Source organism: Streptococcus suis, from assembly GCF_016775005.1.
Taxonomy (GTDB): Bacteria; Bacillota; Bacilli; order Lactobacillales; family Streptococcaceae; genus Streptococcus; species Streptococcus suivaginalis.
Genome location: NZ_JAEUXI010000006.1, coordinates 142,174 through 160,375 on the forward strand (window position 1 = coordinate 142,174; position 18,202 = coordinate 160,375).

Genomic DNA, 18,202 nt, shown 5'->3' on the forward strand with positions numbered 1-18,202 from the left:
TATATTTTGTTAAACTAGAAATAATTGAATAGAAGTCTGTGAGACTAGTACACCTATGGAAACTGTCCAGGGAGTTGAGCCGTGACTGTAAGCTCAATCAGTGAAAATTGGTCGAATTCACTCACGCAAAGACTTAGAACTAAGGTCTGCCTAGCAGATGAAAACGGATGGTACCGCGTGACAACGCTCCGATACGAGTGGTGTCATGCGTTTTTTTATTGGAGGAATTATGTCAAACATTGAACAACAGTTGGCTGAATTAAGCCAAACTACACTTGAACAATTAAAAGAAATCCAGCACCAAGGAGAAAAAGAACTACAAGACCTGCGTGTTGCGGTTTTGGGTAAAAAAGGGTCCTTGACTGACTTGTTGAAAGGCTTGAAAGACCTGTCTAACGAAATGAAACCAATTGTTGGTAAGCAGGTCAATGAAGTACGTGATGTGCTGACAGCTGCCTTTGAAGAAACCGCTCAGAAGGTTGCAGCCGCAAAAATTCAACAGCAATTAGCTTCAGAAACCATTGATGTGACCTTGCCAGGTCGTCAGGTTAAGGTCGGAAAACGCCATGTCTTGACTCAGACTTCTGAAGAAATCGAAGATATTTTCTTGGGCATGGGCTTCCAAATCGTTGACGGATTTGAAGTGGAAAAAGATTACTACAACTTTGAGCGCATGAATTTGCCAAAAGACCACCCAGCACGTGATATGCAGGACACTTTCTACATCACCGAAGAAATCCTTATGCGGACCCATACCTCACCTGTTCAGGCACGGACCATGGACCAGCATGACTTCTCAAAAGGTGCCTTGAAGATGATTTCGCCAGGCCGTGTTTTCCGTCGTGATACGGACGATGCGACCCACAGCCACCAGTTCCACCAGATTGAAGGCTTGGTTGTCGGTGAAAATGTATCCATGGGTGATCTCAAAGGTACGCTTGAAATGATCATCAAGAAAATGTTTGGTGAAGAGCGTCAAATTCGCCTCCGTCCATCATACTTCCCATTCACCGAGCCTTCTGTTGAGGTGGATGTTTCCTGCTTCAAGTGTGGTGGTGACGGCTGTAACGTATGTAAGAAAACAGGCTGGATTGAAATCCTCGGTGCCGGCATGGTCCACCCACAAGTATTGGAAATGAGCGGCATTGACTCAACCAAGTACTCTGGCTTTGCCTTCGGTCTCGGTCAGGAACGCATTGCCATGCTCCGTTACGGTATCAACGATATTCGTGGATTCTATCAAGGCGATGTACGATTCTCGGAGCAATTTTAACGTAGCACTACTTAAGGCTGATAAAGTCAGCTCTTAAGTAGACGGGAATCGCTATTCTGCGACTTCCCTAGCTACCTTACTAGGATTTCAAGCAAAAAATATCGTTTTGCTTGAAATCCGTCGTAATCCGATAAAGTTAGTAGATCGTTGATTGAGAGAAGTGGAAGCCGCTATAGCGGTCTTCCTACTCACATCACTAGGTTTAGAGTTGAAAAAGTATCGTTTTCAATCAGAAACCGTCGGACTCCGATACTCATAAATGGTGCTGAAGCACCTATTTACGAGACGACAGTCGCTATGGCGAACTGTCTAATCGTCTCACTAGCTCTAAGGTTGAAAAAATGTCGTTTTCAACCTTAGAACGTCGTAATCCGATAAAGTTGTTAGATTGTTGTTTGGGAGAAGCGGTAGCTGATCTAGCAGTTTACCTACTCCTCTCACTAGGTTTACAGTTGAAAAAGTAGTGTTTTCTAAAAAAATAAAGAAAGAAAAGTTATGTTAGTAAGTTACAAATGGTTAAAAAAACTCGTTGACTTTGATGCGACAAGCCATGACTTGTCTGAAAAAATGTCAACAACAGGGATTGAGGTAGAAGGGGTTGAGCAAAAGAGTGCTGGCCTGTCTAAGTTGGTTGTCGGTCAGGTTGTGTCTGCTGAGCCAATTCCAGATACCCACCTCAACATCTGCCAGGTCAATGTCGGTGAGGAAGTTACGCAAATCGTTTGTGGTGCTCCAAATGTCAAGCCAGGCATCAAGGTAATCGTCGCTCTGCCAGGAGCTCGTATCGCTGGTAACTACAAGATCAAGAAAGGCAAAATCCGCGGAGTTGAATCCTTGGGTATGCTCTGCTCATTGAGCGAAATCGGCGTGTCCGACTCTGTGGTGCCAAAAGTCTATGCGGACGGAATCTACCACCTGCCTGAAGATGCAGTCGTGGGTGAGCCAGTCTTTTCATACCTTGACCTCGACGACGAGATTATCGAGCTGTCTATCACGCCAAACCGTGCCGACGCCCTCTCTATGCGTGGTGTGGCTCACGAAGTGGCGGCTATTTATGACAGCAAGGTCAACTTCAAGCCTGTGTCCTTGGAGGAAAGTGACAAGAAGGCCAGCGATGTGATTGAAGTAGCCATTGAGTCAGACAAGGTGGCTGCCTACACGGCCCGTGTCATTGAAAATGTGACTATCGCACCGAGCCCACAGTGGTTGCAAAATCTGCTCATGAACGCAGGTATCCGCCCGCTCAACAACGTGGTGGACATCACCAACTACATCTTGCTCTACTTCGGTCAGCCAATGCACGCCTTTGACTTTGACAAGTTTGACGGCAAGAAAATCGTGGCTCGCCAGGCAAAAGAGGGTGAGAACTTGGTAACGCTTGACGGCGAAGAGCGTGACTTGATTACCGATGACATCGTCATTTCCGTTGCGGACAAGGCAGTTGCCCTTGGTGGTGTCATGGGTGGTGCCAACACAGAAATTGACAACAACTCTAAGACGGTTGTGCTGGAAGCTGCCCTCTTTGACGGCAAGTCTATCCGCAAGACCTCAGGTCGCCTCAACCTTCGCTCTGAGTCCTCTTCTCGCTTTGAAAAAGGCATCAACGTGTCAACCTTGACGGAGGCTATGGACACAGCAGCTGCTATGATTGCGGAACTAGCTGGCGGTCAGGTCTTGTCTGGCATCGTTTCTGCGGGTAGCGTGGACACTTCTGATGTCCCAGTCACAGCGACCATTGATTACGTTAACCGCTCGCTCGGGACCAATCTGGACTATGCCCAAATCGCAGACATTTTCCGTCGTTTAGGTATGGAAACAACTGGCGATGCAAGTCAGTTTACAGTAGCAGTACCGCGTCGTCGTTGGGACATTCGCATCCCAGCAGACTTGGTAGAGGAAATCGCACGTATCTATGGCTATAATAATCTGCCGACCACTCTTCCGAAAGAGGATGGAACAGCAGGTGAGTTGACCCTGACCCAGAACATCCGTCGCCAAGTGCGTAGCCTGGCAGAAGGTGCAGGTCTGACAGAAATCATTTCCTATGCCTTGACAACACCTGAAAAGGCTGTGGAGTTTGCGGCTCGTCCAACCACAGTCACCGAACTCATGTGGCCGATGACCATTGACCGCTCTGCCCTTCGTCAGAATATGGTATCTGGTATGCTGGAAACGGTAGCCTACAACGTGGCTCGCAAGAACAAGAACTTGGCCCTCTACGAAATCGGTAAAATCTTTGAACAGTCTGGCAATCCAAAAGAGGACCTGCCACAAGAAATCAATAAATTTGCCCTTGTCTTGACAGGTTTGGTGGCTGAGAAAGACTTCCAGACACCAGCTGTACCAGTTGATTTCTTCCATGCTAAAGGAATTTTGGAAGCTATCTTTGGTCACTACAAGTTGGCAGTTGACTTTGTGGCAACCAGTGAGATTGCTGCCCTGCACCCAGGTCGTACAGCTGAAATTCATTTGAATGGGGCGGTAATCGGCTTTGTCGGTCAGGTACACCCTCAAACGGCTAAGGACTACGGTATCCCTGAAACTTATGTGGCTGAAATCAATCTGGATGCGATTGAAGAAGCTCTCCAGCCTGCTCAGCCATTTACCGAAATCTCTAAATTCCCAGCGGTTAGCCGTGATATTGCTCTACTTTTGAGCAGTGATGTCAAACATCAGGATGTCCTGGATGCCATTGCTGGTGCAGGCGTCAAACGCTTGACTAAGGTGACCCTCTTTGATGTCTATGCTGGCAGCAATATTGAGGCTGGTAAGAAGTCTATGGCTTACAACCTGACCTTCCAAAATCCTGCGGACAGCCTGACGGATGAAGAAGTGGCGAAGTACATGGAGAAAATCAGTAAGGCTTTGGTGGAGCTTGGTGCTGAGATTCGTTAAATTTTAGTCTTCCATTTTATCTTTTATTACTTCGTTAACTCGCTTTGCCGTACTCCAGTATTGTCTGCAGCTCGTTGCCTAGTACTAAAAGCAAACTGAAAGACTATACTACTAAATCCTAGCCTGCGGGCTAGGATTTTTGGGAGGGTGATATGAGTACTCAAGATATTCAAGAAAAATTTTTCAGAGATGGGAAGTTGCTTGTCATTCCGAAAAAGCTGAAAAGTAAGCAGGTCTTATTTGCTTATTTACAAAAAGAATTAGCTAAGAAAGGTTCAACATTCACCGAAAAAGAAGTCAATGCCTTTCTAGCTGAGATTTATGATGACTATGCTATATTGAGACGCTATTTGGTGGATTATGGCTACTTATCGCGTGACCAGTATGGTTTGGAATACAGAATAGAAGAAAAGAGATGATTGCGGTCATCTCTTTTGTCTTACAAAATAAAGGGTTCAATCTTCAACTCTATCTGGTTGCCATACTTGACTAGTAAATCGTCTGCCAGGGGATGATAGAGTGCTCGTAGTTGTTCAATCTTGTCAGGGAATTGCTTGCCGATGTAGTCAAACTTGCATTCGATGGTTAAGAAAAGTTGGTGGAAGAGTTCGTTAATCTCATTCAATCGGGCAATCATTTCTTCATCCTCTTTGAGAAAATCAGGAATTTCTGAGCGATTGTTGACAAAACCGTCGATAAGTTTTACGGGGAAAGAGCCGTATTCTAGGACAAATTCGTACATGGGTTTCTCCTTGCGTTCGTTTACTTTATTCTAGCATAGTTGCAAGCCTTTTCCTACGATTTTGATTATGGGGTTATTGGAGTCGTATGCTCATTAGGACAGGATGGTGGTCGCTGGACGCAAAATCGTTTGAAAGAGTCTCAATCTTATAAACAATGATATTGTCTGAAAGGATAAAACCATCGATGGTTCCTGTCAGGGTAGTATTGGGATTGTAGGGTTGGTCGATATTGCGGACAGTTGGTGCATTGCTGGATGCAATAACCGAGAAGCCTGCTGGCAGTTGGTCAACTGGAAAGGTCTTCATCCAGGTTAGGTCATTGCGGGCATTGTCATTAAGTGCGTGGTTGAAATCTCCGCCAACGATGACATAGTTGCCTTTGGCATACTCGCTTTCCATGGTCTGACTAATTTTTTCCAGCTGTGCCTTTTGGATGCTCGCATTCTTAGTATAGGCAGAAAGGTGGACATTGATAACTACCAAATCCGCTCCGCTATTGGTCCCATAACGATTGACCGAGTAGGCACGGTCCAGGTCGAAGAACTTATTGATGTCCGTGTCAATGGGCAGCTGGTAGCGGGTGGCCTCTTGGAAATTAATCTTAGAGAGGGTCAGCAGTCCAGAAGTCGCTTGGCCAATAGGATCGGTGACCGGGTAGAAGAGGTAGGAAGAGTCGTAGTTCTGAGCAAAAGACCAGGAGTAGTCGGTCAACTCCTGTGTAAAATAGTCCACCTGATTGACGTGCTGGGAACGGTCACCGTTCAGATCCACCTCCTGAAAGAGAATGAGGTCGGGATTGGCAGAAGTTATCAGGTCCTTATCAATAGCCAGAGCCTCCTCTACAGCCTTTTTGCTCCGAGCTCGGACCTCATCTCCCCCGTCCATAAAGAAGGAGTAGTCGCTCGGATAGGAGCCGTAGCCGATATTAAAGGACATCATAGAATAAGTTTGACCGACCGCAAACTCGTCCTGACTGGTCTGATTGGTCACCTCCAGAGCAAGATTGTCTTCGAGTCGGTGGTAGTCAAGAAAGAGGTAGGCTACATAGGAGCCGACGGTCAGTAGGATAAGAGCAAGGATGCTCAGGGACCATTTGATAATCTTTTTTAACATGATTTTCTCCTTTGCTTTATTGTAACATAGCAGAGCTGTTGCGTTAAGTTTTCTTTAACATTTCTTTCAGCTTCTTTTAACCTTTTGCCGTTAAACTAATACCTGTAAACGAGACAGGTGCTCGAAGAAAGTGAAAAGAAGGTAATCCCATGAAGACAAGAATCGTACAAAAACAGTTTAAACGCATTGAATCAAAATACATTTTGGACAAGGCAACCTTTGCTCTCTTAGCAGAAGATTTGAAAGAATACATGGTGGCGGATGAATATGCTCAATCAACTATTACAAATATATATTTCGATAATGAAAACTTTGATATGATCCAAGACTCGATTGCCAAAAAGAATGGCAGAGAAAAGGTGCGCATGCGTGTCTATGATGCCCAACCAACAGGTGCTAGTCACGCATTTTTGGAAATTAAAAAGAAAGAAAATAAAATTGGCTACAAGTACCGTTTGACATCTACTCCAGACTCTGTGACTCATTTTGTGGCGACTGGTGAAAATGATAAATCGATTCGGGATGAAAAAGTCATGTCCGAGATTGAAATGCTTAAAGAACGCTACGGTCAAATCCAGCCTAAAATGTATATCTACTATGACCGTGTTTCTTTCAAAGGAAAAGAGGACAAGAAAATTCGCTTGACCATTGATCAAAACCTTCTCTACCGAGACTACAATGTAGCAGTTGAGGAAGGAAAATTTGGTAAAAATCTCTTAGACCCAAACAAGGTTATCATGGAGGTTAAAGTACCAGAAGTTTGCCCAGAGTGGCTGGAGGAGCTTCTTGAAAAATATCAGATTGAAAAACAATCATTTTCTAAATACGGAAACGCCTATAAATTGGCCCACAATATCAGCTTAACTAGAGAGGAAGAGCAGAAACATGCAACTGTTTAATAGTATCTTTACAACCAGCAACTCAAATATAACTCTTTTGCAAATAGCACTGACTTTAGGTTCGAGTTTGGGGCTGGGAATCCTATTAGCTGCAGTTTATAAGTATAAATCCCTCTATTCAAAAGAGTTTGTTATGACGCTCAGTCTCTTGCCCACCCTGATTGCGGTGATTATCTTCCTAATTAACGGAAATCTAGGAACAAGTGTTGCGGTGGCAGGAACCTTTAGCTTAATCAAGTTCCGTTCTGCTGCGGGAAGTTCCAAGGACTTGCTAGCTGTTTTCATGGCGACAGCTATTGGGCTTGCAACAGGGATGGGCTACATCGGATTGGCAGTTTTGGTTACTTTAGTCCTTTCATTGGCTATTCTCTTATTTGAAAATACCCTATTTGCCCAGGTGGATCAAACAAGCCGTCATTTACTAGTGACAGTTGATAAGGAATTTGACTATGATCAGTTTTTCGAGAAGAGCTTTGGAAAGGATTTAAAGGCTGCTAAGCTGCTTTCTATCAAGTACAAGAAAAAGAAAGAGGAGCTGGTTTTGGAATACCACATTCAAGTAAGTCAACGTATTTCAGACAAGCACCTTCTCGACACCCTTTTGGCAGCTGGTCCAAAGGATGTTGTCCTCAACAAACAAGTTCCTAAGAAAAAATTTCTATAAAAAATCAACAATCGTTTCAATGATAGGTCCGCAAGGACCTTTTTTTCATGCAAAAACTCCTAGCATGTAGGTACAAAACTAGGAGTCGTGTTCCAAATCTAATGAAAAAAGAGTTAATCTTCATAAAAATCAACGCTGTAATCCAGCAGTTTGTCCCCATCATAGCGAAAGCATGCCGAGAAGAAGGGACGGTTTTCCAAGAGCCATTCTTGAAAATGGCGGTCGCCTTCCCAGGTTGGTTTGGACAGGACTTGATCATAAAGAACCCACTCCAGATCGCCTTCGTTGCATTCTATTAGGTTTCCCTCAAAACCTGTTATCTTAAAGACATAGGTGTACCAGTCAGTGTTTGGAGTAAAGTCTGGAAAGGTGATGACTCCTTTGAGGGCATGCTTGGTGACTGTCAGGCCTGTTTCTTCAAAGACCTCGCGAATGGCACAGGCTTGTGGAGTTTCACCAGGCTCCAACTTGCCTCCGACCCCAATCCATTTTCCATGGTGGACATCGTTTTCTTTTTTATTGCGATGGAGAAGGAGAAATTCTTTGCCATTATCAATGTAGCAAATCGTCGCTAGTTGGACAGGTTTTTTGGTCATAGTAGCTCCTTGAAAATCATTTCCTCCATTATATCATAAAGCCAGTTGTAGGGGATGTCTTATCTTTTATCTGGTCGGGGACAGTTGAGGCTATCAAGTGATGGAAACCCTTTTCTGAAAAGGGATTTTACGGTATAATAAGAACATCAAATTATTTAGGATGTAGTATGTCAAAACAAGAACAAATCGAACAAACCATTTACCAATTATTGGAATTATTAGGAGAAGACCCAAACCGTGAGGGCTTGCTGGATACGCCAAAACGGGTCGCTAAGATGTATTTAGAAATGTTTAACGGCCTACAAGAGGACCCTAAAGACCAATTTACAGCTGTCTTTTCAGAGGGACATGAAGAGGTTGTTTTGGTAAAGGATATTCCTTTTCATTCTATGTGTGAACACCATTTGGTGCCCTTTTATGGAATTGCCCATGTAGCCTATATTCCGAGTAAGGGGCGTGTGACAGGTCTGAGTAAATTGGCGCGTGCAGTAGAGGTGGCGAGCCGTCGTCCTCAATTGCAGGAGCGCTTAACTCATCAAGTGGCTCATGCGCTTCAAGATGCCCTTGAACCAGAAGGCGTTTTTGTCATGGTCGAAGCAGAGCATATGTGCATGAGTATGCGTGGTATTCGCAAGCCAGGTAGTAAGACAGTGACCACCGTTGCCCTTGGCAAATACAAGGAAGATGCCATCTTGCGCCGTGAACTCTTGTCCATGATTCACAATAAATAGGAGGTTCTATGTCAATCGAACAGTTAGCGAATCAAGTAACCATTATGGGGATTCTCAATGTGACGCCAGACTCATTTTCAGATGGTGGTCACTATAATGAGGTGGAGTCTGCCTTGGTACAAGTAGAAAAGTTGTTGGCAGACGGCGCGACTGTCATCGATGTTGGTGGTGAGTCCACTCGTCCAGGTGCAAGCTTTGTGTCTGAAGAAGATGAGATTGCTCGTGTGGTTCCGATTATCCGCGCTATCAAAGAAAACTATGACTGTCTAGTCAGCATTGACACCTATAAAACAGGCACAGCACGTGCAGCGCTTGAAGCAGGCGCAGATATTTTAAATGATGTCTGGGCAGGACTTTATGATGGAGATATGCTAGCACTGGCTGCGGAGTACAAGGTACCAATTATTCTCATGCACAACCAGAAAGAAGAAAGCTATGCGGATGTTGTTGGAGAGGTCAAAAACTTTCTAGCTGAGCGTGCTCAAGCAGCACTTGATGCTGGTGTTTCCGCAGACAAGATTTGGTTGGATCCAGGATTTGGTTTTTCAAAAAATGTCCAACATAATCTGGATCTCTTGCAAGGCTTGGATCAAATTACTAGTCTAGGTTACCCTGTTCTATTTGGAATATCTCGTAAGCGAGTGGTAGATTATCTGCTTGGTGGAAATAGCTTACCGACTGACCGCGATCAAGCAACAGCAGCCTTGTCTGCCTGGGCAGTCCAAAAAGGCTGTAAAATGGTCCGTGTTCACAATGTCGCTGCCAACCGTGACATCGTTAAAGTTTGGGATCAATTGACTTCTGGAGGTCAACATGGATAAGATTTCTCTTAATAAATGTCGCTTTTACGGCTACCATGGTGCCTTCAAAGAAGAACAAGTTCTTGGTCAAATTTTCACAGTTGACTGTGATTTGTTTGTTGACCTGACAGCAGCTTCACAAACTGACAATTTAGAAGACACAGTTCACTATGGTATGGTCTTTGAAACCATTAAAGCAGTTGTGGAAGGCAGGCCCTACATTCTTATAGAAAAGGTAGCAGGTGTTATTTGTCAGGAGATTTTTGATCAATTTCCAAAGGTGGAGAAGATTCGCTTGGCCATTTACAAGGAAAATCCGCCCATTGCTGGACACTATGATTCTGTCGGAATTGAATTGGAGCGTGAACGACCATGAAGCATCTAGCCTATCTCAGTATTGGCGGGAATATGGGGGACCGTCTCGCTTATTTAAAGGCGGCTTTAGAGGCTATAGATCGTCATCCTGGCTGCCGACTTGGTTTGGTTTCTCCCATCTATGAAACACCAGCTTGGGGCAAGACAGATCAGGCTGATTTCCTCAATCTAGCCTGTCAGGTTGAAACAGATTTATCTGCCCAAGACTTTTTAGCCCTTTGCCAGCAGATTGAATTGGATCTGGATCGGGTCAGGATTGAAAAGTGGGGCCAACGTACCATTGATTTGGATATTATTTTTTGGGATGAGCAAGTGATTGAGGAAGAAAACCTCATCGTTCCCCATCCCTACGCCCATGAGAGGGCATTTGTTCTTTTACCACTGGCTGATATTGCAGCAGATTATCGACATCCAAGTCTTGGTCAAAAGGTAAAAGAGCTAGTAAGTCATTTAGGAGATAGGTCAGAAATTAAAAAAATCTCCCTTGACTAAATAAGGAAAATAAGGAGAATTATGGAAATTTTAGCAATTTTAGGAGTTTTACTGGCCGTTGTGGCCATTATTTATTGGACTGCAAAGAATCTACATGTAATTGTTGCAGCGCCATTGGCTAGTCTGATTATCATCTTGACCAATCAGATGAATGTGTTAGAGGTCATGTTTGGACAGGAGAAGTCCTATATGACTGGTCTTGCAGGCTTTTTAATTAATAACTTTGCTATCTTTATGCTAGGCTCAATTTTGGCACGTTACATGGAAGCAAGTGGAGCTACCCAGACCATTGCCAACAGCATTTTGAAACTTGTCGGAAAAGATAGTCCCTATAAGGTTTTATTGGCAATTACCTTGATTACAAGCCTATTAACCTATGGTGGTGTCAGTATTTTTGTGGTGATTTTTACCCTACTTCCACTTTCTCGACCACTTTTTAAAGAGTTGAATATCAATTGGGCCCTATTTCCCCTCCCCGTTTTTCTCGGAGCAAGTACCTATACCATGACATCCTTGCCAGGAACACCTTCCATTCAAAACGTGATTCCAACCAAGGTTTTGGGAACGAGTCTGACAGCAGCTCCCCTACTTAGTCTAGCGGCCAGTGTGACCTTGTTGCTCTTTGGTCTATTTTACATGGCATATTGCCTTAAGCAAAGTCTTGCCAAGGGAGAAACTTATACAGAGGTCGAAGAAGCATCTGTCTCGACGGATGAAGGCAAGCAACCTAGTGTTGTGCTTTCTATCTTACCATTGCTGAGTTTGATTGGAGTGATTTTCGTATGGAGTCAAACACCAAATATCTTGGTCATTGGACTGACAGTCTCTATTCTATTGGCAACCCTGATTTTTCATTCCTATCTTCCAAATCAAAAAGATATGTTGAACTCAGGTGCGACAGCTTCTATTGTCCCAGCCTTTGCTACATCTAGCACAGTAGCTTTTGGAACAGTTCTTGCCATGTCAACAGGTTTTGCCGTCATTCAAGACTGGATCCAACAGATTCCAGGATCTCCACTGATTAGTTTGTCACTATCAACAGCCTTGATTAGTGGTATCATCGGATCTTCTTCTGGAGCGGTAGGCATTGCCTCTAATAACTTCTTGCCAGCCTACTTGGAAATGGGGATTAATCCGGAAGTCCTTCATCGTGTGGTTGTCGTAGCTTCGGCTATCTTGACTGTTGTACCACAATCCGGTGTTATGATTACCTTCCATAACCTGTCAAAAATCAGCATGAAGCGTGGTCTCAAGTATTCATTTGTACTGGTGACAGTTGGTCACTTGTTGGCTTTGGTGGTCATGTTCGTTTTGATTGAACTAATATATTAGGAAAAGCTTTGGAAATATGAATTAGATTTCACATTTTTATAGTAAGGGAGTGCTTTTCTAGAAGTGGACCAACTTGGTCCGCTTTTTTTATTTTAATTAATATATTTTTTAATGATTATTTTGAGTTGCAATAATATCATTATTTTCTTTAGATTGATGAAAAATCTTATTTAAAAACAGAAAAATAGTTAAGTAAAGATATTAAAGTGAAATAATGATATCAAATTACTTAATAATATGTCTATAGTCACATAAATGTATTAAATGAATGATCAGCTATCAAGCAAAGAGTGAAAAATTATTTTTCAATACAATTGTTGTAAATTGAAGTTGATAGTTGAACAAACCACAGAAGAATTGAGAGTAGAATAATGATTTTGCAAGAAATGATTATAGTTTTTCGATTTATATCTCATTAGAATAACTGTGCAGAGAAATAAATACGGAGTAGGTACGGAGAAGTTTGTTTATCGACCTTATCTACCTAAAAAGTATTTTTTGTAAAAAAACAAACCATCGGTTTAAACTGATGGTTTTGGTTATTCTATGGCTTAATTTGTAGCTATAGACTTTTGAAAGTTCTTGAAACTTCACTTAATTAATTAGTTTAGATTTCTTGTTATAGAAATGGAATGACAAAACTTATTGATTATTTATTTAGAATACTTCGTAAATTAGAAAGTTATCAAGTAAATTAATGAGTATGTTTGAAGCTGAAATAATAGAAAAACTTTATTGCAAGAAATATTAAATACGAACAATGGATAAGATATAGCTCTGAATGGTTTCAGGTGTTTCTTTACAACCATTTTGTATCCAATACTTGATTATGCTGTCAATAGTTGAAGTATAAACACTTAAAGCATAGGGATATGGAATTCCATACGCCTGTTCCAACTGTTGAGGAAGGTTTGGTATGCTAGAATGTTCAACGACTTCAGTAATATACTTGGTTACTTCCAAAGAAATATGTGGAAAAAAATTGACAAAATCTATAGCAATTTCCTGATTTTGATAGAGGAATGTTAACATTTCTCTCACAACATCATCGCTAAGGGTAGGATCTTTTTCAAGAATAATATTGATCTCATTCAGAATATATTCAAGCGATTCTTCTAAAAAAGTTTCTTTTGAATTGTAGTAGTTGTAGAAAACCCTCCGACTTAATTCGGCATGTTCAGCTATCTTATTTACTGTAAAACTCTTACAATCGTTAGATTTCTTAAGCTTAAAGTAAGCTTTTAGAAATTTTTTACTAGTTTTAAAAGACTTTTTTTCCACAAAAGTTCCCCCATTTTCAATTTTATAAGTAATTTCCCCAAAAATTTAAATAGTATTTTCACAAAATAATATATGTTGTGAATAGGTACTATTTCAATTAGTATATAATGAAAAATGTAATTTAGCAACTATTTATCTGTAAAATTGTTGCATAATAGAAAGGAATTCTTATGTTTTTTAATAATAAACAGTTTGAAAGTGAAGCACTGCGTTCTAAACAACGGTTTACAATTAAAAAGTTTAAATCTGGTGTTGCATCTGTTTTAATTGGTTTCTTATTTATGTTTAGTGGAGGGGCTGTAAAAGCGGCTGCTGAAGAAATAGACACTGGACAAATAGGACAAGCCAATTCCAATATAGAACTGATTGAAAAAGTTTTGGATTCAACTACAAACGCGAAAGAAAGCGCTCCAAAATTAGAAGGTGTTGAACCAAGTGGGGGTGAAATTGGAGTAGATTCAACCCCCATCACAGCTGAAGCAAACTCTACTGCAAAAGAGGTAAACGGTGTTTCTGAGTTGGGTACAGCAGTTACTTCATCAGAAACTTCTACAGGTGAGCAAATTGGCAATGAAGTTGAAAAAGAAAGTCATCAAACAAGTAGGGAAAATCAGACAGAGACTTCGCCGGAAGCTATTTCTAATTACAATGACGTAGGAATTACTACCGAGGAAGGAAGAAATGCTCTTTCAGTAAGTTCTGCTGAAACTAAAATGGATAGCCATGAAGTTCCCAATTCATCTGATTCAACTCTAGACCTAAGTCAGTTAGATTTGGCAAATATGAGTTTTGCTGACTTAGAGGCTTTAGGACTTTCCGAAGAAGAGAAGCTGACTCTGTTTAACCAAATTGTAGCTCAACAAACTGGAACCAATTCAGTTCAATTGACAGCAGAAGAGATAAAAAGTTTGGCTGGTTTCAGTGAGGCTGAGAAGAAATTTTATATCCAAAATAAATTAGGAAATACAAGCCTTCCAAAACCTCTCAATCTGGTAGTTATGTCAGAAACACTGATTAATCCCAATAATCAGAATAAGTATGTGGTCAATGGGAAAGGACAGACCTTCTCATATGGACCTGCTAATTATACCCTGACGGTGACACCGAACAGATCCAGAAATACCATGGATTTCGAATTGAACTATAAATTAGATGGTATCAATAGTCGTTCTGGTACACATGTGGGAGATTTCGTTGTCAATTTAGGAGCTGCATACGGAACTCCGACAAATGCTTCAGTGCGTGCTGGATCTAATATTTCAAGTATTGCTCTTGTTAATGGAGGTAGAAGAAATACCATTGCAGGTTATAGCCCATCGGCACCGATCCAGTACACGAATGCCCAGGTGATGTCTGGTCCGCTTAATATAAAATTTTCAGTTCCTGTTCGTAATTGGAATGGAGATTTGAGTATTGATAGCCATATCGGAATGTTCTCATTAGATAATGGTGCTAATAATACCAAGGATTTCTTCTCTTCTGATAACTACTTTTGGAATAAGAGTGTTGTAACAATTGATCCAAATCCAAGTCGAAATGAAGTGACGACGGAGTTGCCTCCTATTGCCATGCCTATTCCGTTTCAAACCGAATATCGCTTTGTAGTGATGCCTGACCAAGCACCTGGTTTCACTAGACAAATTGAGTCTGGTGTAAATGGAATTATGCAAATTCCTGTTAAGCGAATTGCTTATATTGGTGCAAATGGGACGGAAGAATCCTCCCGCTATGAATATGGTCAAGCAACTATTCACACACAGCCTCGAAATCAAATTATTGAGGTTAATATTAAAGATGGTGAACAACCTCAAGTTGTTGATTCGAATATCGATGTTACAACAGTTAGGAAGCAGGGATCTGTAGATGGCGGGCCATTGGTAAACGGTACTGAAATAACCTTTAGAGATGGTCCAAATGGTAGAATTATACGACAAGTCTTTATTCCGGACGGGTTACAAGGTGAAAGAGGTCTTGATGGACGTAATGCAGATGTTAGTATTGAACCTGCACAAGATATAGATGGAGCATCTGGTTATAATATCACTATTTCTAAGGCTGATGGTAGTAGATATACACGCTTTGTCCGTAATGGGCGCGATGGGAGGAATGCTGATATCAATGTGACACCAGGCGTTTCATCTGATGGAACATCAGGCTATAATATTACCATTACTAGACCAGACGGAAGCGAATATACTCGTTTTGTTCGAGACGGTAGAAATGGTATTGATGGAAAAACACCTAGTGTAGAGCTAGAGCCGTACACTGGTCAAGATGGACATGTGCTTGGAACAACAGTCATTGTTAAAGATGGTGATGGACGCATTATTTCTCGTAGAAATATCTTAAATGGTAATGATGGTAGGGATGGAAAAACACCGACCATTGAACAATTACCTGTGATGGATGGTAATAGGGAGATTGGAACTTTAATCATTGTTCGTGATGGTGATGGGAGAGAAATAAATCGTCAGACCATCTATAATGGCCGACATGGTACCAACGGAAGCTCAGTTATTTCAGAACGTCAACCAGATGGAAGTGTCAAAGTCTATAACGTTTCCTCAACAGGTGAGCGTACTGAAATCACTACCATCCGTAATGGAGTAGATGGCACAAACGGTACCAACGGTCGTGATGGCACCAACGGAAGCTCGGTTATTTCAGAACGCCAACCAGATGGCAGTGTTAAAGTCTACAACGTTTCCTCAACAGGTGAGCGCACCGAGATTACTACCATCCGAAATGGAGTAGATGGCACAAACGGTACCAACGGTCGTGATGGCGCAAACGGAAGTTCTGTTATTTCAGAACGTCAACCAGATGGCAGTGTCAAAGTATACAATGTCTCTGCAACAGGTGAACGCACTGAAATCACTACCATCCGTAATGGAGTAGATGGCACAAACGGTACCAACGGTCGTGATGGCGAAAACGGAAGCTCGGTTATTTCAGAACGCCAACCAGACGGCAGTGTTAAAGTCTACAACGTTTCCTCAACAGGTGAGCGCACCGAGATTACTACCATCCGAAATGGAGTAGATGGCACAAACGGTACCAACGGTCGTGATGGCGCAAACGGAAGTTCTGTTATTTCAGAACGTCAACCAGATGGCAGTGTCAAAGTATACAATGTCTCTGCAACAGGTGAACGCACTGAAATCACTACCATCCGTAATGGAGTAGATGGCACAAACGGTACCAACGGTCGTGATGGCGAAAACGGAAGCTCAGTTATTTCAGAACGTCAACCAGATGGCAGTGTCAAAGTCTACAACGTTTCCTCAACAGGTGAGCGTACTGAAATCACAACTATTCGCAACGGCGTAGATGGCACCAATGGTCGCGACGGAGCAAACGGAAGCTCAGTTATTTCAGAACGTCAACCAGATGGCAGTGTCAAAGTCTACAACGTTTCCTCAACAGGCGAGCGCACCGAAATCACAACTATTCGCAACGGCGTAGATGGCACCAATGGAACCAACGGCCGCGATGGCGAAAACGGAAGTTCTGTTATTTCAGAACGCCAACCAGATGGCAGCGTTAAAGTCTACAACGTTTCCTCAACAGGTGAACGCACCGAAATCACAACTATTCGCAACGGCGTAGATGGCACCAATGGTCGCGACGGAGCAAATGGAAGTTCTGTTATTTCAGAACGTCAACCAGATGGCAGTGTCAAAGTCTACAACGTTTCCTCAACAGGTGAACGCACCGAAATCACAACTATTCGCAACGGCGTAGATGGCACCAATGGTCGCGACGGAGCAAATGGAAGTTCTGTTATTTCAGAACGTCAACCAGATGGCAGTGTCAAAGTCTACAACGTTTCCTCAACAGGCGAGCGCACCGAAATCACAACTATTCGCAACGGCGTAGATGGCACCAATGGTCGCGACGGAGCAAACGGAAGCTCAGTTATTTCAGAACGCCAGCCAGACGGCAGTGTCAAAGTGTATAATGTTTCCTCAACAGGTGAACGCACTGAAATCACTACCATCCGTAATGGAGTAGATGGCACCAACGGAAGCTCTGTAACTTCAGAAGTTCAAGCAGATGGCAGTGTCAAAGTTTACAATATTTCTCCAAGCGGCGAGCGTACTGAAATTGCCACCATCCGCAACGGTGTAGATGGAATCAACGGAAGCTCGGTTATTTCAGAACGCCAGCCAGACGGCAGTGTTAAAGTCTACAACGTTTCCTCAACAGGTGAGCGTACTGAAATTGCCACCATCCGCAACGGTGCAGATGGAACCAATGGAACCAACGGCCGCGATGGCGAAAACGGAAGCTCAGTTATTTCAGAACGTCAACCAGATGGCAGTGTCAAAGTCTACAACGTTTCCTCAACAGGCGAGCGCACTGAAATCACAACTATTCGCAACGGCGTAGATGGCACCAATGGAACCAACGGAAGCTCGGTTATATCAGAACGCCAACCAGACGGCAGTGTCAAAGTATACAATGTCTCTGCAACAGGTGAACGCACTGAAATTGCCACCATCCGCAACGGTGCAGATGGCATCAATGGAACCAACGGTCGTGACGGAGCAAACGGAAGTTCTGTTATTTCAGAACGTCAACCAGATGGAAGTGTCAAAGTCTACAACGTTTCCTCAACAGGCGAGCGCACTGAAATCACAACTATTCGCAACGGCGTAGATGGCACCAACGGTACCAACGGTCGTGATGGCGCAAACGGAAGTTCTGTTATTTCAGAACGTCAACCAGATGGAAGTGTCAAAGTCTACAACGTTTCCTCAACAGGTGAGCGTACTGAAATTACTACCATCCGTAATGGAGTAGATGGCACCAACGGAAGCTCGGTTATTTCAGAACGCCAACCAGACGGCAGTGTTAAAGTCTACAACGTTTCCTCAACAGGTGAGCGCACCGAGATTACTACCATCCGAAATGGAGTAGATGGCACCAACGGTACCAACGGTCGTGACGGAGCAAACGGAAGCTCGGTTATTTCAGAACGCCAGCCAGACGGCAGTGTTAAAGT

Annotated in this window: 15 protein-coding genes; 11 read left to right on the top strand and 4 right to left on the bottom strand. The window is 42.8% G+C overall.

Annotated elements, in window-relative coordinates:
• Positions 1-229: 229 nt before the first annotated feature.
• The 3 genes from pheS (at position 230) to JNG37_RS08030 (ending at position 4,587) form a co-directional block, all read left to right on the top strand.
• Complete coding sequence (pheS, locus tag JNG37_RS08020; RefSeq protein WP_158456946.1) at positions 230-1,273, top strand: phenylalanine--tRNA ligase subunit alpha; 1,044 nt, start codon at positions 230-232, stop codon at positions 1,271-1,273.
• Positions 1,274-1,768: 495 nt separating this feature from the next.
• Complete coding sequence (gene pheT / locus JNG37_RS08025; RefSeq protein WP_158456944.1) at positions 1,769-4,168, top strand: phenylalanine--tRNA ligase subunit beta; 2,400 nt, start codon at positions 1,769-1,771, stop codon at positions 4,166-4,168.
• Positions 4,169-4,320: 152 nt separating this feature from the next.
• Positions 4,321-4,587: a DUF2087 domain-containing protein gene (locus tag JNG37_RS08030; RefSeq protein WP_158456942.1), complete on the top strand. Its 267-nt coding sequence runs from the start codon at positions 4,321-4,323 to the stop codon at positions 4,585-4,587.
• A gap of 20 nt (positions 4,588-4,607) precedes the next feature.
• Here JNG37_RS08030 and JNG37_RS08035 read toward each other — a convergent pair whose 3' ends face one another.
• Positions 4,608-4,910, bottom strand: a complete 303-nt coding sequence (locus JNG37_RS08035; protein ID WP_158456940.1) for a hypothetical protein — start codon at positions 4,908-4,910, stop codon at positions 4,608-4,610.
• A 73-nt stretch (positions 4,911-4,983) separates the two neighbouring features.
• Positions 4,984-6,024 (bottom strand): endonuclease/exonuclease/phosphatase family protein, encoded by a 1,041-nt coding sequence (locus tag JNG37_RS08040; protein ID WP_158456938.1) that lies wholly within the window; start codon positions 6,022-6,024, stop codon positions 4,984-4,986.
• Between the two features lie 149 nt (positions 6,025-6,173).
• Here JNG37_RS08040 and JNG37_RS08045 point away from each other — a divergent pair, with 149 nt between their 5' ends.
• Both JNG37_RS08045 and JNG37_RS08050 read left to right on the top strand, forming a co-directional pair.
• Positions 6,174-6,923: a polyphosphate polymerase domain-containing protein gene (locus JNG37_RS08045; protein WP_158456936.1), complete on the top strand. Its 750-nt coding sequence runs from the start codon at positions 6,174-6,176 to the stop codon at positions 6,921-6,923.
• On the top strand, positions 6,910-7,587 hold the full coding sequence (locus tag JNG37_RS08050) for a DUF4956 domain-containing protein (RefSeq protein ID WP_158456934.1): 678 nt from the start codon (positions 6,910-6,912) through the stop codon (positions 7,585-7,587). The genes JNG37_RS08045 and JNG37_RS08050 overlap by 14 nt, the downstream gene beginning before the upstream one ends.
• A gap of 113 nt (positions 7,588-7,700) precedes the next feature.
• Here the strand turns inward: JNG37_RS08050 and JNG37_RS08055 are convergent, their stop codons facing one another.
• Positions 7,701-8,183, bottom strand: coding sequence for an NUDIX hydrolase (locus JNG37_RS08055; RefSeq protein ID WP_158456932.1), 483 nt, complete (start codon positions 8,181-8,183; stop codon positions 7,701-7,703).
• Positions 8,184-8,350: 167 nt separating this feature from the next.
• Here JNG37_RS08055 and folE point away from each other — a divergent pair, with 167 nt between their 5' ends.
• Genes folE through JNG37_RS08080 form a run of 5 tightly spaced genes read left to right on the top strand, consistent with a single transcriptional unit; the run spans position 8,351 to position 11,913 of the window.
• Positions 8,351-8,914, top strand: coding sequence for a GTP cyclohydrolase I FolE (gene folE, locus JNG37_RS08060; protein WP_105242726.1), 564 nt, complete (start codon positions 8,351-8,353; stop codon positions 8,912-8,914).
• A gap of 8 nt (positions 8,915-8,922) precedes the next feature.
• Positions 8,923-9,735 (top strand): dihydropteroate synthase, encoded by an 813-nt coding sequence (gene folP, locus JNG37_RS08065; protein WP_158456930.1) that lies wholly within the window; start codon positions 8,923-8,925, stop codon positions 9,733-9,735.
• On the top strand, positions 9,728-10,090 hold the full coding sequence (folB, locus tag JNG37_RS08070) for a dihydroneopterin aldolase (RefSeq protein ID WP_158456928.1): 363 nt from the start codon (positions 9,728-9,730) through the stop codon (positions 10,088-10,090). Before folP ends, folB begins: the two co-directional genes overlap by 8 nt.
• Positions 10,087-10,581, top strand: coding sequence for a 2-amino-4-hydroxy-6-hydroxymethyldihydropteridine diphosphokinase (folK, locus tag JNG37_RS08075; RefSeq protein WP_158456926.1), 495 nt, complete (start codon positions 10,087-10,089; stop codon positions 10,579-10,581). Before folB ends, folK begins: the two co-directional genes overlap by 4 nt.
• 21 nt (positions 10,582-10,602) lie before the next feature.
• Positions 10,603-11,913, top strand: a complete 1,311-nt coding sequence (locus tag JNG37_RS08080) for a GntP family permease (protein ID WP_158456924.1) — start codon at positions 10,603-10,605, stop codon at positions 11,911-11,913.
• A 747-nt stretch (positions 11,914-12,660) separates the two neighbouring features.
• On the opposite strand, the gene JNG37_RS09925 is transcribed toward JNG37_RS08080, so the two are convergent.
• Positions 12,661-13,194 (bottom strand): TetR/AcrR family transcriptional regulator, encoded by a 534-nt coding sequence (locus tag JNG37_RS09925; protein ID WP_187321633.1) that lies wholly within the window; start codon positions 13,192-13,194, stop codon positions 12,661-12,663.
• Between the two features lie 170 nt (positions 13,195-13,364).
• Here JNG37_RS09925 and JNG37_RS08090 point away from each other — a divergent pair.
• Positions 13,365-18,202, top strand: a 4,838-nt coding sequence (locus tag JNG37_RS08090) for a YSIRK-type signal peptide-containing protein (RefSeq protein WP_202848247.1), incomplete at its 3' end; no start/stop codon positions are given.